Annotated in this window: 21 protein-coding genes; 12 read left to right on the top strand and 9 right to left on the bottom strand. The window is 71.9% G+C overall.

What is annotated here, in order from left to right:
- Positions 1–105: 105 nt before the first annotated feature.
- The 3 genes from M8J74_RS26010 to M8J74_RS26000 form a co-directional block, all read right to left on the bottom strand.
- Positions 106–4110, bottom strand: a complete 4005-nt coding sequence (locus M8J74_RS26010; RefSeq protein WP_249838774.1) for an nSTAND1 domain-containing NTPase — start codon at positions 4108–4110, stop codon at positions 106–108.
- A gap of 165 nt (positions 4111–4275) precedes the next feature.
- On the bottom strand, positions 4276–4650 hold the full coding sequence (locus tag M8J74_RS26005) for a hypothetical protein (RefSeq protein ID WP_249838773.1): 375 nt from the start codon (positions 4648–4650) through the stop codon (positions 4276–4278).
- 214 nt (positions 4651–4864) lie between these two features.
- Positions 4865–5833 (bottom strand): DNA polymerase Y family protein, encoded by a 969-nt coding sequence (locus tag M8J74_RS26000; protein WP_249838834.1) that lies wholly within the window; start codon positions 5831–5833, stop codon positions 4865–4867.
- A 119-nt stretch (positions 5834–5952) separates the two neighbouring features.
- Here M8J74_RS26000 and M8J74_RS25995 point away from each other — a divergent pair, with 119 nt between their 5' ends.
- The gene (locus tag M8J74_RS25995; RefSeq protein WP_249838772.1) at positions 5953–6348 is read left to right on the top strand and encodes a DUF6233 domain-containing protein; all 396 of its coding nucleotides are present in this window, start codon (positions 5953–5955) and stop codon (positions 6346–6348) included.
- 45 nt (positions 6349–6393) lie between these two features.
- Entirely contained in the window at positions 6394–6594 is a 201-nt protein-coding gene (locus M8J74_RS25990; RefSeq protein WP_249838771.1) for a hypothetical protein, read from the top strand.
- A 34-nt stretch (positions 6595–6628) separates the two neighbouring features.
- Here M8J74_RS25990 and M8J74_RS25985 read toward each other — a convergent pair whose 3' ends face one another.
- The 5 genes from M8J74_RS25985 to M8J74_RS25965 form a co-directional block, all read right to left on the bottom strand.
- Positions 6629–7852 carry an AI-2E family transporter gene (locus M8J74_RS25985; protein ID WP_283948600.1) on the bottom strand — a complete coding sequence of 408 codons (1224 nt, stop codon included), beginning with the start codon at positions 7850–7852 and terminating at the stop codon, positions 6629–6631.
- 106 nt (positions 7853–7958) lie between these two features.
- A complete protein-coding gene (locus tag M8J74_RS25980; protein WP_249838832.1) occupies positions 7959–9722 on the bottom strand; it encodes a thiamine pyrophosphate-dependent enzyme in 1764 nt (587 codons plus the stop codon).
- 17 nt (positions 9723–9739) lie between these two features.
- On the bottom strand, positions 9740–11323 hold the full coding sequence (locus M8J74_RS25975; protein WP_249838770.1) for an FMN-binding glutamate synthase family protein: 1584 nt from the start codon (positions 11321–11323) through the stop codon (positions 9740–9742).
- Positions 11324–11425: 102 nt separating this feature from the next.
- Positions 11426–12493 (bottom strand): NAD-dependent epimerase/dehydratase family protein, encoded by a 1068-nt coding sequence (locus M8J74_RS25970; protein ID WP_249838769.1) that lies wholly within the window; start codon positions 12491–12493, stop codon positions 11426–11428.
- 11 nt (positions 12494–12504) lie between these two features.
- The gene (locus tag M8J74_RS25965) at positions 12505–12957 is read right to left on the bottom strand and encodes a MerR family transcriptional regulator (RefSeq protein ID WP_249838768.1); all 453 of its coding nucleotides are present in this window, start codon (positions 12955–12957) and stop codon (positions 12505–12507) included.
- A gap of 152 nt (positions 12958–13109) precedes the next feature.
- On the opposite strand from M8J74_RS25965, the gene M8J74_RS25960 reads away from it, so the two are divergent.
- The 8 genes from M8J74_RS25960 (at position 13110) to M8J74_RS25925 (ending at position 21090) form a co-directional block, all read left to right on the top strand.
- Entirely contained in the window at positions 13110–13889 is a 780-nt protein-coding gene (locus M8J74_RS25960) for an MEDS and STAS domain-containing protein (protein ID WP_249838767.1), read from the top strand.
- On the top strand, positions 13886–14845 hold the full coding sequence (locus M8J74_RS25955; protein WP_249838766.1) for an anti-sigma factor RsbA family regulatory protein: 960 nt from the start codon (positions 13886–13888) through the stop codon (positions 14843–14845). The genes M8J74_RS25960 and M8J74_RS25955 overlap by 4 nt, the downstream gene beginning before the upstream one ends.
- 112 nt (positions 14846–14957) lie before the next feature.
- Positions 14958–15335, top strand: coding sequence for an STAS domain-containing protein (locus M8J74_RS25950; protein WP_283948593.1), 378 nt, complete (start codon positions 14958–14960; stop codon positions 15333–15335).
- A gap of 754 nt (positions 15336–16089) precedes the next feature.
- Positions 16090–16434 (top strand): MerR family transcriptional regulator, encoded by a 345-nt coding sequence (locus M8J74_RS25945; protein ID WP_249838764.1) that lies wholly within the window; start codon positions 16090–16092, stop codon positions 16432–16434.
- A 175-nt stretch (positions 16435–16609) separates the two neighbouring features.
- Positions 16610–17233: a hypothetical protein gene (locus M8J74_RS25940; RefSeq protein ID WP_249838763.1), complete on the top strand. Its 624-nt coding sequence runs from the start codon at positions 16610–16612 to the stop codon at positions 17231–17233.
- Entirely contained in the window at positions 17230–18432 is a 1203-nt protein-coding gene (locus M8J74_RS25935; RefSeq protein ID WP_249838762.1) for an MAB_1171c family putative transporter, read from the top strand. The genes M8J74_RS25940 and M8J74_RS25935 overlap by 4 nt, the downstream gene beginning before the upstream one ends.
- A 49-nt stretch (positions 18433–18481) precedes the next feature.
- Positions 18482–19630 (top strand): DUF6545 domain-containing protein, encoded by a 1149-nt coding sequence (locus tag M8J74_RS25930; protein ID WP_249838761.1) that lies wholly within the window; start codon positions 18482–18484, stop codon positions 19628–19630.
- A 29-nt stretch (positions 19631–19659) separates the two neighbouring features.
- Positions 19660–21090 carry an FAD-dependent monooxygenase gene (locus tag M8J74_RS25925; protein ID WP_249838760.1) on the top strand — a complete coding sequence of 477 codons (1431 nt, stop codon included), beginning with the start codon at positions 19660–19662 and terminating at the stop codon, positions 21088–21090.
- 41 nt (positions 21091–21131) lie between these two features.
- Here the strand turns inward: M8J74_RS25925 and M8J74_RS25920 are convergent, their stop codons facing one another.
- Positions 21132–21671, bottom strand: a complete 540-nt coding sequence (locus M8J74_RS25920) for a GNAT family N-acetyltransferase (RefSeq protein ID WP_249838759.1) — start codon at positions 21669–21671, stop codon at positions 21132–21134.
- Positions 21672–21791: 120 nt separating this feature from the next.
- On the opposite strand from M8J74_RS25920, the gene M8J74_RS25915 reads away from it, so the two are divergent.
- Positions 21792–22187: a VOC family protein gene (locus tag M8J74_RS25915; RefSeq protein WP_249838758.1), complete on the top strand. Its 396-nt coding sequence runs from the start codon at positions 21792–21794 to the stop codon at positions 22185–22187.
- Between the two features lie 149 nt (positions 22188–22336).
- Complete coding sequence (locus tag M8J74_RS25910) at positions 22337–23200, top strand: bacterial transcriptional activator domain-containing protein (protein WP_308406100.1); 864 nt, start codon at positions 22337–22339, stop codon at positions 23198–23200.
- The last annotated feature ends 283 nt before the right edge of the window (positions 23201–23483 follow it).

Here is a 23483-nt window from a genome sequence, read left to right as displayed (position 1 = left end):
CACCGGGCACCGGCCGGTCGAGGACCCGGCGTCACCCCACCCCGAGAGGCAACGGGAAACCTTTGGGAAACCCCCTGCGACCAGCGGAGTCCGGCCCCGCCGCGATCAGGGTCGCGCGCACGCCGGGTCGAGGGGGACGGGCAGTCCCGGCATCAGCGCCCTGCGTTCCTCCGGTCCGATCGCCAGGCGCAGCCGGCAGATCCGCGCGAGCCGGGCGCCGAGGTCCAGGTCCCACAGCCGTACGGTCCCGTCGGTGCTGCCGCTGGCCACCGTCCGCCCGTCCGGGGCGAACGCGACGCCCCACACCGCGTTCGTGTGCCCGGTGAGCGTGGCCCAGGGGCGCCGTCCGGGCACGTCCCAGAGCCGAACCGTACGGTCGCTGCCGCTGCTTGCGAGGAGTCGGCCGTCCGGTGAGAACGCGATGCCGCGGACCGAGCCGGCGTGACCGGTCAGGGAGACCTCGAGACGGCGGTGGCGGACGTCCCACAGGCGGACCGTGCCGTCGTTGCCGCTGCTCGCGAGGGTCGTTCCGTCGGGGCTGAAGGCGACGCCCCGGACGGCGCCGGTGTGGCCGGTGAGGGTGGCGAGCAGACGGTGGCCGGCCGTGTCCCACAGCCGTACCGTCAGATCGTCCCCCGCGCTGGCCAGAGTGCGGCCGTCGGGGCTGAACGCGACATCGTTGGCGAAGTCCGTGTGCCCGTGCAGCACGGCGAGTTGACGGTGGGTCCCGGCGTCCCACAGGCGGACCGTGCGGTCGGCGCCCGCGGACGCGAGGGTGCGGCCGTCCGGCGCGAAGGCCACCGAGAAGACGTTCCCGGTGTGGCCGGTGAGGGTGGCGAGCGCGCGGTGCGCGGGGATGTCCCACAGCCGGACCGTGCCGTCCGAGCCCGCGGACGCCAGGGTGCGGCCGTCCGGCGCGAAGGCCACCGAGAAGACGTTCCCGGTGTGGCCGGTGAGGGTGGCGAGCGCGCGGTGCGCCGGGATGTCCCACAGCCGGACCGTGCCGTCCGCGCCCGCGGACGCCAGGGTGCGGCCGTCCGGCGCGAACGCCACCGAGAACACGCTCTCGCGGTGGCCCGTGAAGGTCTTCACGATCCGGTGCCGGGCGACGTCCCACAGCCGTACGGTGTGGTCCGCGTCGGCGGTGGCCAGGAGTCTTCCGTCGGGGCTGTACGCGGCCTGCGAGACCTCGGTGAACGGTCGCGCCGTCAGCACCGGGCCGCGCAGGTCCCACAGCACCACGGACTGGTCGAACCCCCCGGTGGCGAGCGTCGTCCCGGTGGAGTTCACGGCGACGGACATCACGTAGTCGGTGTGCCCGGCGAGGATCGCGGCCGGGCGGCCGGTGCGCACGTCCCACAGGCGGGTGGTGCCGTCGCCGCCCGCACTGACGACCGTGGTGCCGTCCGGTGTGTAGGCGACCGCGTTGACGTCGTCGCTGTGTCCGGTGAGCGTCGCCGTGGCCCGGTGCGTGGCCACGTCCCACAGCCGCACGGTCCGGTCACCGCCTCCGGAGGCCACGCTCCGCCCGTCCGGGGCGAACGCCACCCCGAGCACTTCGTCGGTATGTCCCTTGAGGACGGCCAGGGGGCGGGCCCGGTCGGTGTCCCAGAGCCGTACGGTCCCGTCGGAGCCGCCCGAGGCCAGCGTCCGCCCGTCCGGGGAGTAGGCGAGCGAGTCGACCCGTCCGGTGTGGCCGACGAGCCGTCTGGCGGTGGGGTGGTCGCCGCCGGTGTCCCACAGCTGCACCGATCCGTCGCGGGCGGCGACGGCGAGGGTACGGCCGCGGGGGTCGAAGGCGAGCGACCGGGCTCCGCCGCTGGCCGCGGGCAGCAGGGTCCGCAGCCGGTGGCGGGCGGTGTCCCAGATCCGTACCGGCCCGTCCGTCGACGTCGCCGCGAGCGTGCGCCCGTCGGGGCTGAAGGCGACGGAGCGGACCCGTCCGGGGACGGTGAAGGTGGCGACGGTCCGGTGGTCGGCGGCGGTACGGCGCAGTTGCACGGTGCCGTACGCCCCGGCTGCGGCGAGCAGTTGGCCGTCCGGGGCGAAGGCGAGCGCGTTGACGGGCCCGTCGTGGCCGACGAGGCGGGCGGAGAACGCCTGGGCCTGGGTGCTCAGCAGCGCGCCGCGCGCCTCGGGGGTGCGGTCGGCGCGGTAGGCCTCCTCGGCGAGCAGCATGGACGCCTCGGGCTGGCCGCCGGCCAGGGAGGTCGACTGCACGGCGAGTGCCTGGGAGCGGGCGACGCGTTCCTGGTCGAGGGCGGCGGAGCGCTGCTGGTAGGCGAGGCCGCCCGCGGTCACGGCGAGCCCGAGCAGGACGGCCAGGACGACCGACAGGGCTTGTTTCAGGCGTGTCTGACGCCTGGCCAGCAGCCTGCGGGTGTCCTCCTCGGCCTGGCTGGCGAGAAGGAAGGCCTCTTCGCCCGGGCCGAGACGGCTGCGGGTGTCGAGTTCGTCCGCCCAGGAGCGGACGGTGTCGAGGCGGGTGCCGCGGTACAGGGCGGACGGGTCGCGGTGCTCACGCTCCCATTCGGCGGCGGCGTGGGCGAGTTGCTGGTGGACGAGCAGACCGGCCCGGTCGGCGTGGATCCAGTCGCGCAGCCGGGGCCAGGCGTGCAGCAGGGCCTCGTGGGTGATCTCGACGGTGTCCCGGTCCACGGTGATCAGCCGGGCCCGGACGAAGGCGTCGAGGGCGGCCGCGGCGGCGTCCGCGTCGCCGAGTTGTTCCATGAGGGCGTTGCGGCCGGTGCGGCGCCGGGTCGCGACGGTCCCGTCGTCGGACACGTGGACCAGGCGGGACAGGATGCGCCGGAGGGACTTCTGCTCGGCCGGGTACAGACGGGCGAACACGGTCTCGGCGGTGCGGGCGACGGCGCCCTGGATGCCGCCGGTGCGTTCGTAGCCGGCCACGGTGAGGGTGGTGTCCTCGCGCTGCTGCCAGGTGGCGAGAAGGGTGTGCGAGATGAGGGGCAGCGCACCGGACGGGGCGCCTTGGGGGGCGGCGGCGCCGCTCGCGCCGGCCGGTTCGTCGCGCAGGCCCGCGTCACGCAGGAGCAGGGAGACGAGGCCGGGTTCCAGGGTGATCCCGGCGAGTTCGGCGGGGCGGGTGATGGACTGGCGCAGTTCCGCGACGGTCATGGGGAGCAGTACGAACAGTCCGTCGGTGAACAGTGGTGCCAGTTCGGGGAGTTCGAGGCAGTGCCCGGAGAAGTCGGCGCGGACGCCGAGCACGACGACGGCCGGGTCGGGGCAGGTGGACACCGCGCGCAGGACCCGGACGAAGGTCCGTCTCTCGTCCTCGTCGGAGCAGAGGGTGAACAGTTCCTCGAACTGGTCGACGAGCAGCACGGGTCGCACCGGTGGCGGTCGGCGGCCGTCAGGGTCGGGCGCGGGGTCGTGGGAGCGGGCGCGGACGGCTTCCAGAAGGGCCTCGGGGTGGTCGGCAACCCGTGCCGCGGTGAGGTCGAGATCGCTGCCGAGGACCTTCGTGGCCCGTTCGAGGAGTTCGTCGAGCGGGTGGGCGGTGGGGGTGAGGGCGATGACGGGCCAGCGGTCGGCGCCGGGCATGGGGAAGCCGCCGGGGCGCCGCAGTGCCGGGACGAGACCGGCGTTCAGCAGGGAGGACTTGCCGGCGCCGGACGGGGCGACGAGCAACAGCGGCCCGTTGCCGACGCGTTGGAAGACCCGTTCGACGAGCGCGGCCGTGGCCTGCTCCCGGCCGAAGAACCAGGCCGCGTCCTGCGGGGTGAACGCCGCCAGGCCGCGGTACGGGCAGGCGGCCGCACCGGTGTCGGCGGCCGGCCCGCCGCCGCGCTCCACCGGGGCGCTCTCCCGCACCAGCCGGAGCAACTCGCCGTCGGCGCGCAGGATGTGGTCGCACTGGCGGGCGACGTCGAGGGTCGCCCGCTTGACGCCGGTCTCGATCTTGCTGAGATAGCCCTTGCTGTAGTGGGTCTGGCGCGCGAGGTCCGCCAGCGACAGACCGCGCTCCCGGCGCAGCCGTCTCAGCTGCGCGGGAAATGACTGAGTGGCCTGTGCGGGGTTCTCCGGCTGGTCGGTCCGGTCGACGCCCGCGTGTACGTGTTCCTGGTCCCCCAAGACGTCCCCCATGGCACTGGCCTGCCCGGATCGTGAGACGGCGGATGCCCAGGCTACTGCGGGGGTCGGACACGGAACCAAGCCTTTCACCCGGAGTGGCGAAAAAACGGGACCGCCGGGACCGGTGTGGGGCCGGTCCCGGCGGTCGCTCCCCCGTGGCGAAGGGCGCTGGATGCGCTACGGGCGGTTGAGGGTGATGGAGTTGACGGGTGTGAGGTCGGCGTAGACGGCGTACCCCTCAGGGACCGGCGTACCGCAGTTCGTGCCGTTGTAGCCCTTGCACAGGCTCATGGACGCGCCGCCGTACTGGTTGTTGTAGACCCAGTGGTTGCCGAACTGGTTGCTCAGGTTGTGGGCGCCGTAGCTGTAGTACACGTCGGTCGGGTGCGGGTTGTCGGTCGGCTCCACTCCCTGCCCGTAGACGCAGACCGCGCCGTACGGGCATCCGTCCCACGCGTCGCCGGCGGGCGCGGCGTGGGCGGCGCCGCTCATCGCCACCACCACCGTGGCCGCGGTCGCGAACGCGGCGGCGGCACTGAACATCTTGCGCATGTTTCCCCCTGATGGGTCTCCTGCGTCGTCGCAGGCCGTGCTTCGAGCTGACGGGGATCAGCCTGTCCCGGGCCACGGCCGGGGTCGACGGGTTTCCTGTTGCCCGTCCCGAGACCGGCCGGGAAACCGGTTGTGAGCTGGGGTTTCCCGGGTCGGCGGTCAACCGGCGAGCCCGGACCGGGCCGGCGGTGGCCCCACCGGCGCGACGGATCGGTCAGGAGGCGTGGCGGAAGACCGCGGCCGGGCCGATGACGTCGGGCCCGTACTTCTCCCGCACCCGGTCGACGACCTCCTCGGCCACCAGGCGGGCTTCCCGGGCGTCGTCGAGGCTGATCTGCCGGGCGACCTCGCCGGCGTCGACGAGGTCCTCGCCCTTGAGCGCGAGCCCGGTCAGCCGTCCGCGCTGCAGACCGGCGGCGTCCATCAGCCGGTAGGCGAGCACGCGCAGGTCGTCGTCGTGGGCGGACGGCTCCACGAGGCGGCGGGTCTTCTCCCAGCGGCTGCCGCCGGCGAAGCGCAGGGTGAGGGTCACGGCGCGGGCGGCCTGGTCGCGGCGGCGCAGCAGCAGGCCGAGGCGCACCACCAGTTCCAGCAGGGCGGCGCGGACGTCGGCGCCGTCCAGGACATGGCGGTCGAAGGCGCGGCTCACGGCCGCCGTGGTGGGCAGCTCGCGCGGGACGACGGGCCGGGGGTCGATGCCGCGGGCCCGGTCGGACGCCGTGCGGCCGGCCTTCCCGCCCAGCAGACGCTGCGCGGTGGCGGGCTCGACGGCGGCGAGCAGGCCCACGCTGTGGATGCCGTAGTCGTGCAGTACGTCGGCCTGGCGGGGGCCGATGCCGTGCAGGGCCTCGACGGGCAGCGGGCCCAGCCAGGAGGCGACCTGGTCGGGGTCGACGGCGAGGACGCCGCCGGGGCGGGGAACCCTGGCGGAGGCGGTGGCGGCGACGGTGATCGTGGGGCCGATGCCGACCCTGATGTCGACGCCGAGGCGGGAGAGGGTGCGTACGCGCAGTACTTCCCCCAGGCGGCGCGCGTCCGCGCCGTGGTAGCGCAGGGCACCTTTCAGCTCCACCAGCGCCGCGCCGGGCGGGAGCGCCCGTACCACCGGTGAGAGTTCCGCCAGCTGTTCCAGGACCTGCCGGTAGCCCTCCTCCCCCAGCCCGTCCGGGCAGCGCACATGCATCACCGTCGACACCTCACGAGCCCTCGTCACGACCCTCACCTCCCGCACCCCACGTTATCGAACATTAAATCGAACACGCGAGGGCGCGCGGCGGGGATCATGAGCATAGAATCAAAAACGTGTTCGATGACCTGCCGCCCGACCTGGACCGCCTGCACACCCTGCGCGTCTGGCACGCCCTGTGGCTGGCCAGGATCGACGCGAAGATCGAGGCGCTGCGACTGCGGCAGGCCGAGGCCGAACACGGCCGGCGCACCCGGCCGCGGCCACCGGAGTGGATCGTCGAACTCGGCATCGGCACCGGCCGCCGGCCCGTCCAGGTCCACGCCGGCGACTGCCACATGGCCGGCTCGCGGCGCCGGCCCGTCGGCCGCGACGAGGCCCGCCGCCTCCTCGCCACGGGCCTCACGGCCTGCACCCACTGCCGGCCCGACGTCCAGCTCGACGTCGTGGACTTATCCCCGCGGAGGACCGGCCGCCGTTCGATCGACGCACGATATCGCCCGATATCCTGAATCTTGGGCGATATGAACCAATCGCCCAGAACAGGATCTCTCCCCATGACGACTCCCCCGCCTCCGGTCAGCGAGCCCGATCCGTCCGCGCTCACCTGCCCCGGTGACAAGGTGGGCCCGTGCGCCGCCTGCCAGCGCAAGACCCACAAGTACGGCTCCGGCGGCAGCCCGCTGTGCCGGTGGTGCATGGCGGCGGCCCAGGAGAAGTGGGGTCCCGGCGTGCGCTACACCAGCACCAGTCCCTGACCGGCGCGACGTGCGGCGACGGCGCAGTTCTCCCTCACGGCACCGGGCGGCCGCGTAGTTCGCCGTGCACCGCCCAGGCCACCGAGACCATCGGCACCGCCACCACCGCTCCGACCACGCCGGCCAGGACGCCGCCGGCGATGACCGACAGGGCCACGACGACCGGGTGCAGCCGGACCGCCCAGCTCATCACCAGCGGGTGCAGGACGTGGCCCTCGATCTGGCCGACGATGACGATCAGCGCGAGGACCACGATCGCGATGACCGGACCGCGCGAGGCGAGGGCGACCACCGTGGCCACGCCCAGCGCGATGGGCGACCCCACCAGCGGGATGAACGCGGCGAAGAACTCCAGCAGCGTCAGCGGCAGCGCCAGCGGCACCCGCAGCACGAACAGGGCGACGCCGACCAGTACCGCGTTGGTCGCCGCCACGATGAAGATGCCCCGCGTGTACCCGGCGAAGGTCCGCCACGCCGCACGGCCCGCACGGCTCCACGGGTCCCGGGCCGGATGCGGCAGCCACTCCTGGAACCAGGTCCAGAAGCGGTCGCCGGAATGGATGAAGAACAGCGAGCAGAACAGCGCCAGCACGCCTGCCGTCAGCACCTCCACGAGCCGTCCGGCGCCGCTCACGGCGCTGCTGATCAGTGTGGAGCGGTGCTCGGAGACGAAGGTGTTCAGCTTGCCCTGAAGGTCCGACATCACCGTGGGGCTCACGTGGAAGGGCGGTCCCTGCAGCCACCGTTCGATGCGCCCGATGCCCCCGCTGAACTCCCGGCCGAGCTTGTTCCACTCGCTCGCCACCAGTTCACCGATCAGCGCCAGCAGGCCGAGGACCGCCATCAGGCTGCCCACGACGCTGATCACGACCGCCAGGGCTCGGGGCAGCCGGCGCGCCAGCAGATCGGCGAGCGGGCGCAGGACGGAGGTCACCACGAGGGCGAGGAACAGCGCCACGGCGACCAGTTGCAGCCGCCCGAGGATCACGAAGCCCGCGTACACGGCCGCCCCGCACACCAGCAGCCGCCAGGCGTACGCGGCGCCCACCTTCAGCCCGTGGTGCACGGCCACGCCGTCGGGGCACCGTTCTTCCGTAGCGGCCCTGCGGGCCCGGGCCACGGTTCCGACGCCACGCGCGGGCCGGCTGCCGAGCACGACGTACCGCATCCGCCGCGGGCCACGACTCGCCCCGCGGCCGGCTCCTGGGCCCGCACCCGGACGTCGGGGCGGCCGACGCGGCACGTCGCTCACCGGCAGGTCACCGCCTCACGTCATCGAGACCACGCAGCTACGTGTCCCCACAGACGCCGATTTCTAAATCGGACCGCCCCCGGACGGCCTCGAACGCACCATCTTGCCCGGTTCAGCGCGCGTCGCCGTCCCCGTGGCTGCGGACGATCTCCTTCACCTTGGCCACCGCGAATCCCCAGCCCTGCTCGACGGTCGGCTTGGCCGGTACGGCGATCTCGTCGGGGTTGGTGAGGACGTCGAGCAGCACCGGGCCGGGGGTGTCGAAGGCCCGGCGCACCGCCTTCTCCAGGTCGCCCGGGTCGGTGACCCGGATGCCGGTGATGCCCATGGCCGTGGCCACGGCGGCGAAGTCGGGGTTGTCCAGGACGGTGCCGAACTCCGGGAGCCCGGCCTGCTCCTGCTCCAGCTTGACCATGCCCAGACGGCGGTTGTCGAAGACGACGAGCTTCACGGGGAGCCGCTGCGTCTTGAGCGTCATGAGGTCGCCCAGGAGCATGCTCAGCCCGCCGTCGCCGCAGAAGGCCACGACCTGCCGCTCGCGGTCGAGGCACTGTGCGCCGAGCGCCTGGGGCATGGCGTTGGCCATGGAGCCGAGGTTGTAGGAGCCGATCAGGCGCCGTTCTCCCCGCATCTCCACGAAGCGCGAGAGCCATACCGTCGCCATGCCCGTGTCGGAGGTGAAGACGGCGTCGTCGGCGGCCAGCCGGTCCACCACGGCCGCCAGCGCCTCGGGGCGGATGTCGTGGGTGCGGTTGTCCAACGACGAGCGCATGCGGCCGAGCAGGCCCTTGTCGTGTGCGGGGTCGGCCAGCCGGGCCTGCCCCTCGCGCCACTGCTCGAACCGCTCCCGGGCCTTGTCCAGGTGCGAACGGTCCCGTGCGCCGTCCGACCCGGCGGGGGCGGCCGTGAGGTGGATGAGGAGGTCGCGGACGGTGGCACCGGTGTCGCCGACGAGACCGACCTCGACGGGCACCCGCCGTCCGATGTGGGCGGCCTCGGTGTCCACCTGGATGACGGTCTTGCCTTCCGGATACCAGTCCCGGTAGGGGAAGTCGGTGCCCAGGAGCAGCAGGGTGTCCGCCTCCTGGAGGGCGGACGCGGCGGCCGGGTTGCCGATGAGGCCCGTCTGGCCGACCTGGAACGGATTGGCGTCGCCTTCGAAGCCTTCCTTGGCCTTGAGGGTGAGGACCATGGGCGCGGCCAGCCGGTCGGCCAGGGCGAGGACGTCCTCGCGGGCGCCGTGTGCGCCCCGTCCGACGAGCAGCGTGATCCGTTCGGAGCGGTCCAGGAGCTCGGCGGCGCGCCGCACCGCGGGCTCCTCCGGTCGGCTGAGCGGCGCGTCGAGCGCGAACCGGGCGGGGCGGTCGGTGCTCAGTTCGCGTTCGCCGAGGTCGCCGGGGACCGTCAGGACGGCGACGCCCTTGCGGCCCAGGGCGTGGCGGACTGCCGTCTCCAGCATCTGCGGCATCTGGTCGGCCGAGGTGATGGTGGCGCGGAAGACGGCGACGTCGCTGAAGAGGGCGTCGTTGTCGACTTCCTGGAAGTAGTCGGTGCCGAGTTCGGCCAGTGGCACCTGCCCGGCGATCGCCAGGACGGGGGTGTGGCTCTTGGCCGCGTCGTACAGCCCGTTGAGCAGGTGGACGGAGCCGGGTCCGACGGTGCCCATGCAGACTCCGAGGGTGCCCGAGAGCTGCGACTGGGCGCTCGCGGCGAACGCGGCGGCCTCCTCGTGCCGGCAGCCCACCCACTCCAGGCCCTCGGTGGTGCGCACGGCGTCCGTCAGGGGGTTGAGCGCGTCTCCCACGACGCCGAACACCTGGCGCACGCCGAGTTCGCTCAGTGCGTCCACGATCACGCGGGCGACGGTACGGGCCACGATGGTCTCCTCCAAGGTCAGACGGTGAAGTGGTCAGGGTCGGCGGCCTTCCAGTCGGCCGCCCAGGACTGCGGGGACCCGGCGAGCAACTGCCCCGGCTCCAGCCACTCGTACAGCTCCTCGTAGGAGCGTTCGGTGTAGGGGTCGATGCGCCGGCGGAGCATGTGCGGGCGCAGGTCGGCGGGGTCGGTCACGCCCATGGACGCCATGATCTGCAGGGCGCTCGCCACGGTGGCTTCCTGGAACCGCTGGACGCGCGGCGTCTTGTCGCGCACGTCGAGGGCGCGGGCCCGCCGGGGGTCCTGTGTCGTCACGCCGGTGGGACAGGTGTTGGTGTGGCAGCGCTGGGCCTGAATGCAGCCGACGGCGAACATCATCGCCCGGGCCGCGTTGCCGTAGTCCGCGCCCTGCACCAGACGTTTGACCAGATCCGTACCGGTGGCGATCTTGCCGCTCGCGCCGATCCGGACACGGTCGCGCAGGCCGGTGCCGACAAGGGCGTTGTGCACCGTGAGCAGCCCCTCGGTCAGGGGCGTGCCCACATGATCGGCGAACTCCAGGGGCGCGGCGCCGGTACCGCCCTCGCCGCCGTCCACGATGATGAAGTCGGGCGCGGTCCCCTCGGCCAGCATGGCCTTGCACACGGCGAGGAACTGACGGCGCGAGCCGACGCACAGCTTGAACCCGGTCGGCTTGCCGCCGGACAGCTCCCGCATCCGCGCGATGAACCGGACGAGTTCGCGCGGGGTGGAGAACACCCGGTGGTACGGCGGTGAGATCACCGTCTTCCCCTCGGGCACGTCCCGCACCTTCGCTATCTCGGCGTTGACCTTCGCGCCCGGCAGCACCCCGCCGATGCCCGGCTTGGCCCCCTGCGACAGCTTCAGGGACACGCACTTGACGTGGTCGTGCGCCGCCTTGTCGGCGAACTCGCCCGGGTCGAAGTCGCCGTCGGGAGTACGGCAGCCGAAGTACCCGGTGCCGATCTCCCACACCAGGTCCCCGCCCGGCCGCAGGTGGTACTCCGACAGTCCGCCCTCTCCGGTGTCGTGGGCGAAACCCCCTGCGGCGGCGCCGCCGTTGAGGGCGAGGACGGCGTTCGCCGAGAGCGAGCCGAAGCTCATCGCCGACACGTTCAGCAGCGCCATGTCGTACGGGCGCGCGCAGTCCGGGCCGCCGATCCGCACCCGCGGCGGCGTCTCGGGCACCGGGCAGGGAGCCATCGACGGCACCAGGAACTCGTAACCGGGCTGGTAGACGTCGCGTTCGGTGCCGTAGGGCTGTTCGGCCTCGGTGCCCTTCGCCCGCTCGTAGACGATGCTGCGCACGTCCCGGTCGAAGGGCCGCCCGTCGTAGTTGCGCTCGATGAAGTACTGCTGGAGCTCGGGGCGGATGCGCTCCATGAGGAAGCGGGCATGCCCGAGGACCGGGTAGTTGCGCAGCACGGAGTGCTCCCGCTGCAGCAGGTCGGCCGCGCCGACGAGCCCCAGCAGGCACAGGGGTACGGCGGCCAGGCACCACCAGGGCGAGAGGACGGCCGCGGCGACGGCGGCCGCGATGCCGCCCGCCAGGAACAGAGCGACGATTGCCTTGCGTATCACCCCTCGCTCATTGCCCTGGATCGGCCTGCCAGTCCCGCGCGTTCGTCAAGAATCGGGTAAGTCCGCGGCACGGGGCAGGGCAGACTCGTCCCGCCCGGTGGCTCAGCCGGCGTCCGGCAGCTCCAGTCCCCGTCGGATCTGGCTCTCGGCACTCGCCACGATCGTCTCCACGACGTCCCGGGGTCGCCATCCCAGCACCGCACGCGCCTTGTCGTTGCTGATGACCGGAATGCGGCCGCCCAGAGCAGCGGCGTCCCGCAGGGCCGGTTCGGTCTCGGCGGCCTCCCGTACCTGCTCGATGGTCATTTCCGCGGAGGGCAGCAGTCCGGCCGCGGCGGGGAAGTGCTCGCGCAGGATCCGCGCCATGCCGAGGAGGCTGACGGCCGGCCCGCCGACGGCGATGAAACGTTCGCCCGCCGCCTTCGGGTGCAGCATGGCGCGCAGGTGCAGGTCCACGACGTCCCGCACGTCGACGACGCCGAAGTACATGACCGGCACCACCGGCATCCGCCCGGTCAGCATGTTTCTGACCAGGCCGAGGGAGCCCGACGGCCGGTCGCCGAGTTGCGGACCGAAGATGCCGGTGGGGTTGACGACCGTCAGCTCGATGTCGCCGTGGGCGCGCACATGCTCCCAGGCGGCTCGCTCGGCCAGCACCTTGGACTTGTGATACGCGGGCAGGCCCGGGGTGTGGGGGTCGGTCCAGTCGGTCTCGGAGTAGTGGTCGCCGGGTTTCGGCGTGTATCCGACGGCGGCGTAGGACGACGTCATCACCACCCGCGGGATGCCGGCGGCCCGGGCCGCGGCGAGGACACGCAGGGCGCCGTCGCGGGCCGGACGGACGAGTTCGTCCTCCGTCTCGGGCGGAGTGACGGGGAAGGGGGACGCGTGGTGCAGCAGGTGGCCGACCCCGTCCATGGCCTGCGCCCAGCCGCGGTCGGCGCCCAGTTCGGCGACGGCGAACTCCAGCCGGCCGGCCGGGTCGACCTCGGCCCGCCGCAGCGCGGCCAGGACCTGGGCCTGCTGTCCGGGCTCGCGGACCGTCACCCGGACCCGGTGTCCCTCGGCGAGCAGCCGGGCGACGGAATGACCGCCGACGAAACCGGTGCCTCCCGTGACGAGCACCGTTCCGACGGCTGCGGGGGATGCGGTGACATGGTCTGTGCTCAAGGTGCGGTCCTTCAGTCGGTGAATCGGTCCATGACGTCGGTGACGTCGTCGATGGCCTGCTTCTCGGCGTCCTCGTCCCCGCGGGCCCGGGCGTCCCACAGGTCCGCCTTGCCGCGCAGATAGGCGAGGCGGAGGCGCAGCCGGTCGATCTCGGCGGCCAGCCTGTCGGCGTGCGCGGCGAACAACTCGTGCTGCTCGGCCGCGGCGGCGTCTCCGCGGGCGCGCAGGTCCAGGTAGTGGCGCATCCCGGTGACGGTCATGCCCGAAGACCGCAGGCAGGACAGCGCCAGGACGCGCTCCACGATCGCCGGCCCGTACCGGCGGTGCCCGCTGGAGTCCTCGCGGGCGACCGTTCCGAGCAGGCCGATCTTCTCGTAGTAGCGGAGCGTGGGTTCGCTGAAGCCCGACCGGCGTGCCATCTCCTGGATGGTCAGCCCCGCGGCGTGCTCTTCGATCGCTGCCATGCCGCAAGCCTCCGACACTTCAAGCGCTTGAGGTCAAGCCGCACCGCGTCCCGCCCGCAACCATCGAGGTCAGCCGGTCACGGACCGCCACACCGACGGCCGGGGCCGCGTGCCGGTCCTCTAAAGTTGACGGGCAAGCGAGGGGAGAAGCTTTGAGAGCGTCGCGCACCCTGGCGACCCTGGACGAGGTCGACGCCGGTGATCACGTCTGCCAGATGCTCAAGCGCACCGACGACGTCGTCGACCGCAGCCGGGCCTTCGTGGCGGACGGGGCACTCCACGGCGACAAAGTGGTGATCGTGGGACCGGCCCTCCACCGTGACAGCGAGTTCGGCTCTCTGGTCCTCGATCCGGCCCGGCTGGGCGGCTCCCTCCTCGCCGCGGTGCGTCGCGAGGCCGCCAACGCCGACCGCGAGGGCTTCCGCTCACTGCGCGTGCTGCGCCATGTCACGCTCGGCTGCCGCACCGGACGTACGAAGGAGCTGTTGCGCAGCGAACTCGATCTCGAGGAGTTCGCCGCGGACACCGGGGCCATGGTGGTGTGCGCCTACAGCGGCGACTTCGACCTCCTCACGCTGCAGCAGATCCGGTGCGTACACCCCCACCGACTGGGCAGCAGTTCCGGGCCACCCGCGTTCCAGGTCTACCGGACGGGGAAGGAGGGATGGACGGTGAGCGGAATCATCGACAGCGAAGGCGCCACCGCCTTCAGCACCGTCCTGTGCACGCTCCTCGCCCAGACGGCGACGGTCCGTCTGCTGTGCCACGCGGTGGAGTTCTTCGACGCCGCCGGGATGAGCGCGCTCGCCGACGCCGCCAGGCACCTTCCGGAACGCAAGGTCATCCTGGAAGGCACCAACGAGACCGTACGGCTGGCCTGGGAGCTGTCCGGATTCGCGGTACCCGACATCCCGGTGGTGATCGCGTCGTGACGTCCTCCCCTCCCCTTCCCACCGCACCCGACACGGGCTACCGGCACGAGCTGTATCCCTACTCCGGCCGGGAGGAGTTCGTCGAGGGCACCGCGAGCTTCATCCAGGACGCCCTGGACGGCGGCGAGGCCGTCGTGGTGGCCGTTCCGCACCACAAGGCGTCCTTGCTGCGTGCCGAGATCCGCGAGGACGAGGCCGTGCGCTACGTCGACACCAGCGAGGTGGCGCATCATCCGGGCAGGCTCATCGCGGCCTGGCAGGAGTGGCTCCAAGGGCACGCGTCGGACGGGCGGCCCGTCCGCGGCATCGGCGAATCCCCCTGGGAGGACGTGCGCAGCCCGGCCGAGGCCGCGGAACTGCGCTACCACGAGTGGCTGCTCAACAAGGCCTTCGCGCAGGGCCCGGCCTGGTGGCTGCTGTGCCCCTACGACGTCGCCGACAGCAGGGCCGCGCTGAGGGAGATGGCCCGCTGCCACCCCGAGATGCGCAGGGACGGCCGGACGTCGCCGTGCGAGGACTACGATCCGCAGGCAGCGTACGCCTTCGCCCCGCTCACCCATCCCTGCGATCCGCACGACGAATTCGCCTACGGCAACGGTGACCTGCCCGCTCTGCGGGACAAGATCGCAGCCTGCGCCGAACGACACGGCCTGGCCGAGCGGCGGCTGCGCGAACTGCATCTGGCCGCCACGGAGGTGGCCGCGAACAGCATCCACCACGGCGGCGGACGTGGCGTGCTGCGCCTGTGGAGTGAGGACGGCCGGCTCGTGTGCGAGTTCCGTGACGCCGGCTACATCGCAGATCCGCTGGCCGGACGCATCAGGCCGACCGCCACCCAGGTCGGCGGACGCGGCCTGTGGCTCATCCACCAGCTCTGCGACCTCGTGGAGATCCGCTCCACGCCCGCCGAGGGCACGACGATACGCCTTCACACGGAGCTGCCCGAGCGGCCGTGAACGAGGGCCGGTGCAAAGAAAAATGCGACAGAACTCAAATTCCGGGTAAGGGCTCAAGGACGCGGAAGAACGACGGCAAGGCGTGAACGGTCTAGACGGGAGCAGGCAATCCATGCTCACAGTGCGGATGCGGCAAGGGAAAACGACAGTGGCACGGCTGCCCGAGGCAGTCGACTACGACACCGCTTCCCACCTCGGTGACGAGTGCAGGTCCTTGATCGAGCTGGGCTGCCGCACTCTCGTCCTGGACGCCTCACAGGTGCAGTACCTCGACTCCTCGGGCATCAGCATGCTGCTGATGGTGACCCGGGCCCTCGAGGAGCACGACGGAGCCCTGCGCATCGCCGAGCTCAGCGACCACTACCAGCAGGTGTGGCACGTACTCGGTCTCGACACGATGTTCCCCATCGCCCCGACGGTGAACGCCGCTCTCGGATCACCCACGACCGAGCCCTCCGTGGACACCCGGCTGGACACCAGCTCGATGTGACCCTCATTCCTCGGCGACCTGGATGATCGTCCGGCCGGAGACGCGCTTCTCGGGGGCGAAGGCGGCAGCCGCCTCGGTCATCGCGCGGATCGCCCCGATCCGCACGTCCAGCCGTCCGAGGGCCAGCCCGGCGACGCCGGCGTCGCGGTTCGGTGCGGTGATCGCTCGCCTGGAGCCTGCGTCGGGTCTTCGCGCGCGTGTTGTCCATCAGCCCCGCCACCTACCAGCGCCGTTTCAGCACCGCACGCCGCGGACGACAGCGGCGCCGCGCCGACGGGACCCCGACGGCCCCTCCGTTCGGGGACGCAGAAGATCACGCCTTGGCAGCGGACAAAATCTGTCGCGGCGGCGGTAGACATTGGCCCGTCACGGGGCTACCGTATGTGGTGTACGCAGGAAGTCGAAGAAGACGCGGCAGGCACGGAATGCCGCAAGCAGGACAGCAGGACGCGGACCTTCGGGTCCGTGAGCAGTACCGCAGTATCGAGCAGTACAGCCGAGTAATCGAAGGTAAAGGAGCGACACGCCATCAGGATCGCCCGGGCGAAGAAACTGTCCGCCCGGGTATCGCAGGCCCCGGATTGGAAGGTGATCCTCGGTCACGCATCAACGATCCCCGCAGCCCCGCCGTACCGGCGGCAGCCGCGGACGAAGAAGGCCGGCGCAGTAAGCCGGTAGATGGTGTTGAAAGCTCGGGGCCCGGGTGCCAGGACGGCACCCGGGCCCCCCGACGCGTCCCCGGAAGAAGAGGTCTATGCCCCCTCGCAGTACCCACCCCGTCACCGCCCTCGATGACGACGACTACCCCGCCTACACCATGGGACGGGCCGCCGAGATGCTCGGCACCTCCCCCGCCTTCCTGCGCGCCCTCGGCGAGCACCGCCTGATCACCCCGCTGCGCTCCGAGGGCGGCCACCGCCGCTACTCCCGCTACCAGCTGCGCATCGCCGCCCGCGCCCGCGAACTCGTCGACCAGGGCACCCCCATAGAGGCCGCCTGCCGCATAGTCGTCCTCGAGGACCAGCTCGAGGAAGCCCAGCGCATCAACGAACAACTGCGCTCCCAGAGCGGGGAACCACAGCCGGAGATCACGAACTGACCGCAGGCGAAGGCCGACCCGTGTGCCCCTCCCTACCCGCGCAGCCTCACCCGTGACGTCCGGGTCCTGACGGACCCACAAGCTCTCTCCTTCCGGGCCGACTTACCCAGCCCTTCTCCGGTAATGTCAGGTCAACGTCAACGACGTTACGCGCGAAGAGGGGCGGGGAGACATCGTGGTCGGTGAGGCGGTGAATCCTCTCGCCGGTTTCCGGCAGTGGCGGCGCCTGCGGCAGCGCGACAGGGACATGCACCAGTTCGCCGAGGAACTCATCGCTCCCATCCGGGAGAAGCTCTTCGCCGAGCAGGACGCCGCATCGGGACAGCAGCATCCGGTGGACCCCGAGGCGCTGTTCGCGGCCCTGGTGGAGTCCGCCCGGCGGTGGCGCGGTGACCGCACGCTGGAGGTCCACCGCGTGCGCATTCCCCGCACGTTCCACGCCACCGGGATGTGGGTCGAGCGGAAGCAGCGGGACGACGTGATCGTCGAGCAGGACGCCGAGGTCTGGCACCAGGCCCAGATCCTCGGCCACGAGTTGTGGCACATGCGGCAGAAGGACAGCCTGTCACCCGAGGACTCGGCGGCGGACGGCTGTTCGGCCCTGGCCTCGGGGCATCCGCACGAGGTCCGGCCCGCCGCCGCGCGTTCCCGCTTCGACGAGGACCCCGAGAAGGAAGCGGAGCTGTTCGGCCTTCTGATCGGCCAGCAGATGCGCTCGCTGATGGACCGCGACGTGATCGTCGGCGACACGGCCCGTCGCATCGCCGACTCCCTCGGCTATCAGAGGCACCGCAGATGAGCGGGGCGATCAACTACCTGAGTTGCGGTCTGCTCTGGATCGCGCTGCTGTTCCGGCTGCCCGACCTCAGGCGCCACTGGTCCGAGCCCTCCCTGCGGGCCATCATCGCCGTGCTCGGGTTCGCCTCGATGTGCTTCCTGCTCGGAGCACCCCCCACCGTCGCCCTGATCAACAGCGTCACCGGGACACCCAACCTCGCCGCCCCGCTGACCTACGCCGCGATCACCGCGTACAGCGCGTCCTCACTGGTCCTGATCGCCTGCTGGCGCGGCGGCCCGTCCATCCGCCGGACGGCCCGCAACTGGATCTGCAGCTACGCGGGCGTCCTCATCGGGATCGCCGTCCTCTTCGCGGTGGGCAACCCCGCCGAGGAGCGGCGGACCGACTTCGACATCTACTACGCGACCACTCCCTGGGTCGCCGAGATGGTCGTCCTGTACCTGCTCGCACATCTGACGGCCGCGACCGTCAGCGCCGTGTGGTCGCTGCGCTGGGCTCGCGAGCCGGAGGTGCGCCGACGGCCCTGGCTGCGGGCCAGCCTGCTGACGATCGGCACCGGCACCGCACTCAGCACCGGATACAGCATCAGCAAACTGGCCGCCATCGCCGCGCGGTGGTCCGGCCAGGACTGGGTGACGGTGGGAACGTCGGTGTCCTCGCTGTGCGCCGGCCTGGGCGCGCTGCTGACGGTCGCCGGATTCCTCCTGCCCATGGCGGGCCACCACCTGTCGGCGTGGGCCGACTTCGTGCGGCTCGCGCCCTTGGACGCCCTGCTCGACCCGGTCCTCGAGGACCGCGCCCTGCGCGTCGAACGGCCCCGCTCGCCACTGCTGTGGGGCACCTGGCGCCGCAGCACCATCCTCAACGGCCTCCACGAGATCGAGGTGTTCTTCGACAAGGCGCTCTACGAACAGGTCCACGACGCCGAGTTGAAGCGACTGCGGGAGACGGGCGGGGCGGGCGGCCCGGACCCGGAGGACGGGGCGCACGGGCGGGCCGTGGCGTCCGCGTGGGCGGTCACGATCACGGCGGCCGCCCGGCGAAGCGCTCAGCCGTCCGCCGGCCCGTTCGGCGACACGGCCCCGCTGCCGCTGCCGCGGGACCCCAAGGCGCTCGTCCAGATCGCCGACGCCGTGAAGCGCTCGGAACGCCGGGCACGCTGCCTCGCGGCGGGCCCGGCCAGGGCCGGGTCGCTGTGACGCGCCCGCACGGACACACCCCCGCAGCGGGGGGAACGGAGCCGCCGACATGAGTCTGGTCGTCTACGCGGCGGCCGTGCTGTTAGTCGTGGCCGCGATGATGATCCGCCGGTCCCGCACGACTCCGCGGACGCCGCTGACGGTACCCACGCGGGCGACCGCGTTCCTCGGCGCCGTGTGCTTCATCTGCGCGGCGCCGGCGACACTGGCCGCGGTCAACAGCGCCACGGGCATCCCCAACTTCGGCGCGCCCCTGACGTACAGCGTCATCTCCGCGTTCAGCTGCTCCCTGATCATCCTGCTGATCTACTGGCGGGGTGGACCGCGCGACCGGATCCGCCGGATGGTCCGCCTCAGCATCGCGGTCTACTCGGCCCTGATCGTCGCCATCATCGTGCTGTTCTTCCTCGCGGACGCGGACACCGAGCGGCTCCGGGACCTGGACACGTACTACGCCAACACCCCGTACATGCGCGAGATGATCGTTCTCTATCTGCTGGGTCACCTGGCCAGCACCATCGTGCTGAGCGTGGTCTGCCTGAAGTGGATACGGGGCGAGGTGACGGGTCTGCTCCGCGTCGGCCTGCGTCTGATCCTCGCGGGACTGCTCCTGGACGTCCTCGGCTTCGAACTGACCAAGGTCACCGCGGTCGTCGCGCGCTGGTACGGATACGACCTCGACTTCCTGTCGACCACGGTGGCACCGCCCGCCGTGTCCCTCGGCGCCCTCATCTACTCCGCGGGCTTCGTCCTGCCACGCCTGGTCTCGGCCGCGTCGGAAAAACAGAGCCTGGCCGACTACCGTGCGCTGATGCCCCTTTGGGCGGCCCTCAAGGACATCACCAGTACGCCCCGGACCGAGCCGCGGCGCCGACTGTGGCGACAACTGCCCAGCATCCGTCTGTACTTGCTCGAAGCGCAGATCCACGACGCCCTGCTGGACCTGACGGCTCACTTCGACCAAGGGGTCGGCGAGGCCGCCCGAGGTGCCGCGCTGGAGGCCGGCAAGAGCCAGGACGAGGCCCGCGTGGCCGCGGAGAAGGCGATGATCGTCGACGCGATCCTGCGGGCCTCGGGCCGGACCACCGGCGCCGCCGATCCGCCCGACGAGTTCCGCCTCACCGTCGATCTCGCCGAGCTGGCACTCGCCGTGAGCCCGCTGCACGACCTGACGTCCCATCAGGTACGCGCCCACTGAAGACGTTTCACCTGCACCAAGGAGAGCGAGTGTCGCAGAAAGCTGTCGTGATCGGAGCGGGCATAGGGGGTCTGCTCGCCGCAGCGGCGCTGTCCCGGGCCGCGCCCGAGACGGAGATCCTCCTGCTCGACCGGGACGCACTCCCCGACGGCCCCGAGAACCGCCGGGGCGTTCCCCAGGGCCGGCACGCCCACCTGCTCATGGCCGGAGGGTGGTCCGCCATGGAGACCCTCTTCGAGGGCGGCATGCGCGAGCGCCTCCTCGATGCGGGTGCCCGCGAGATCTCCCTGGGCAGCGGCATGCTCGCCCTCACCGCGGACGCCGGCTGGTTCCACCGCTACCGGTGGAACGGCTCCCGCATGATCACCTGCACCCGTGCCCTGCTGGACTGGGTCGTCCGCGACGGCCTGTCGGAACAGGCACCCAACCTCTCGATCCACCGGGCCACCGTCGAGGGGCTCATCGGCGACGCGCGGCGCGTCCGAGGGGTGCGCGTCAGCGGCGCCGGCTCCGACCTCGGCAGCCGGATCGAAGCCGACTTCGTGGTGGACACGAGCGGACGGGGTTCGCACAACCTGCGCTGGCTCCGCGACATCGGTGTCGAGGGCGTCGAGGAGCGTCAGGTCGACTGCGGACTGACCAACGCCACCCGCATCTACCGCACTCCCGCGGGTGCCGAGTCCTTCCCGCTGACCATGCTCCAGGCGAACCCCTACAGCGGCCGCCCCGGCAGAAGCGCCATGGTGCTGCCGATCGAGGGCAACCGGTGGATGGTCAGTGCGGGCGGCACCAGGGGCGGCGAACCGCCGAGCGACCCGCAGGGCTTCCTGAAGTACATCTCCAGCCTGCCGCACCCGATCGTCGGTCAGCTCCTCTCCGCCGCCGAACCCCTCACGGACGTCGCGGTCAGTCGCAGCACCAGCAACGTCCGCCGGTACTTCGAGAAGTCGCCGGTGTGGCCCGAGCGGTTCCTCGTCCTGGGCGACGCGCTGGCGACCTTCAACCCGGCGTACGGGCAGGGCATGTCGGTGGCCGCGCTCGGCGCGCAGGACCTCCTGCGGGCACTGCGACAGTACGGCCTCTCCCGGCCGGGCCTCGCCCGTCGCGTGCTCCACGACGCGGCCCGTCACGTGGACACGGCCTGGTCCACCGCGGTCGCGATGGACGTCCTCTACCCGGACACGAAGGGCGGCACGCCGACGCTCGCCGACCGTCTGACCACGGCGTTCGCCCGCCGGCTGACGCGAGCGGCGACCGGCTCCCTCCAAGCGGCGGCAGCCCTCTACGACATCACCAGCCTGACGGCGGGTCCGGCACGGGCCCTGCGCCCAGGAGCCCTGCTGGCCACGGTGAACGGCTCTCCCCTGCCCCAGCTGGCCGAGCCCCCGCTGACCCCTTCCGAACGGCGGGTCCTCCAGCGCCTCACCGAAGCCGCCGTACAGCCGCACGCCACGCCCTGACGCCGCCGCGCGAGTACGGTGGCCAGGGCCCGCCACCGTACTCAGCCGGACGGCGTGCGGGGCCACCGTATGCCGAGCCACTGCTCGGCCCCCCAGGCCTCGAACTTCTCCACCTCGCTGAACCCCAGCTTCGCCGCCAGACGCAGGGAGCCGCGATTGGCGGTCTGGGTGGTGAGCACGACCGGCTCACCGGGAAGCACGCCCTCCAGCCAGCCCAGTGCCGCCGCACACGCCTCGGTCGCGTATCCGCGCCCCCACGCCCGCGGCAGGAACAGATAGCCGAGATCGGCCTTCCCCGCGGCGGCCGGGCGGGCAGTGCCCGGATTCCTCCTGAGCAGGATCTGGCCGATCATCGCCCCGTCGAGAACGACGACGAGGCTCCCGGGCCGTTGCTGGGGCACCTCGGGCATGTCGCGCTCGAGCTCGTCACGCGGGCGGGGACCACCGAGGTAGGCGTGCACCTCCGGCGAGGCGAGCAGGTCGACGAACGCCCCACGGTCCCGTGCCTCGGGCGCACGAAGCACCAGCCGCTCGGTCCGGATCGGCTCGGGCGGCCACGGCACACTTCCCAGTTCCTCCATCCCCGCACGGTAGCAACGGCGTCCGGATCAAGCCCACTTGAAGGTCTGTCGTCGGCAAGACCCCGGATCTGCGGGGCGGGCGACCTACTCTGGGCCCCGTCCGCACTATCGGGGAGAAGCATGACAAGCAGGTTCACCGAGTTGACCGTCGACTGCCACGATCCTGAGAGACTCGCGGCCTTCTGGTGCGAGGTCCTGGACTTCGAGGTGATCGACCGGAGCGAGGGCAAGGTCGAGATCGGCTCGTGGATGCCGACCGTCGAGGAGGTCCGGGCCCGCCAGATGCCGCCCACCCTGGTGTTCATCCAGGTGCCCGAGGGCAAGACCGTCAAGAACCGGCTCCACCTCGACGTCAGCCCGATCGACGCAAGCACCGAGGACGAGGTGACCAGATTGCTCAGTCTAGGCGCCGTCAAGGTCGACGTCGGCCAGGGCCCCGACCGGAGCTGGGTGGTCATGGCCGACCCCGAGGGCAACGAGTTCGACGTCCTGCGCACCTTGGCACCGCAGGACTAGGCAGGGCGGCTCAGCGCCCCACCCTGCGGAGGGGCCCTGGGAAGGCGTTCCGAACGAGCCCGACAGCGCGCCCGGCTCCTCTCCCCCGCCGCCTGGTCGCACGGCCCAACCGGTGAAACCGGAGCAGTCGGCCTGCAGCCCCACCGTCTATGACCGAAGCAGGAGCTGCCGGCCGGGCGCAGGCGGCGGAAGGTGACGATCCGTCGGCCGCCGTCGAGGAGCCCACCACGATCGAAGAAGAAGAAGGAGGTGAAGCGCAGGATCTGCATGCCCCGGAGATCCGGGTCCTCGGGCCGGTCGAGGTGACGGGCGTCGACAGCACCGGCCACGGCCCGAGAATGGCACAGCTGGCCGCACCGTTGCTCTTCCGGCCCGGACGCAGCGCAGACGTGCTGTGTGCCGACATGGACCCCGTCAGCCCGTGGTCGACCAGCACCCTCAACGCGCGGATGCAGGGCCTGCGCAGCTGCCTGGGCAGCGACTCATCCGGCAACCTCTACGTGCCGCGCCGCAAGACCGGAGAGGCCCCCTACCGGCTCGCCCCCAGCGTCCGCTGCGACTGGGCGCGCTTCCTCCGACTCGTCGAGCGCGCGCTGCCGCTGGGCCCCGCCGGACTGGGCAACCTGGAGCGCGCACTGGGCCTGGTACGAGGCAAGCCCTTCGGCGGCAAGCCACTGCCCTGGGCCGAACCCCTGCAGCAGGAAATGACCACCCGGATCATCGACGTCGCGCGCACCGTGGCCACCCACCGCACCCCCACAGGCCCCCACGACGACCTCGCAGCCGCCCGCCAGGCTGTCGCCACTGGCCTCGACGTCGACCCCACGGCGGAGCTCCTTTACCGGGATTGGATGAGGTTGGAGGCTGCCCGCGGGAACCGCTCCGGACTGCACACCGCGATCACCCGCGTGCAACAGATCAACCGGGACCTGGACTGCTCACCCGAACCAGAAACCACCCAGCTCATCAACGACCTTCTCCACACCCCCCACAGCCGGACACCCACGCCATGACCACCCGGACGACGCCCCTCCAACCCACACCGTCATCCACGCCGCCGCCAGCGGCCGCATCCACGTCCCGAAGACGACATCGGTGCCAGGTCCGGCCACGGCGTCGAAACCGGGAGCCGTGACAAGACCGAGATCGAGGTCATCGGCCCGGCGCCGTTCTGCAGCTTCACCGGGCAGCCCCGAGCCGCACCGCTACGGCGCCCCACTCCCGCCAGCGCCTGCGCCGTTCCACCCCGCCGCCCGGCGGTGGCTGATCAAAGCCCGGTGCTGTTCATCGTGGCGG

Origin of the sequence: Streptomyces panaciradicis (genome assembly GCF_023516615.1) — a bacterium.
Classification (GTDB): Bacteria; Actinomycetota; Actinomycetes; order Streptomycetales; family Streptomycetaceae; genus Streptomyces; species Streptomyces panaciradicis.
Note: the sequence above shows the minus strand (reverse complement) of the source record. Positions and strands in the feature narration are given on the sequence as shown.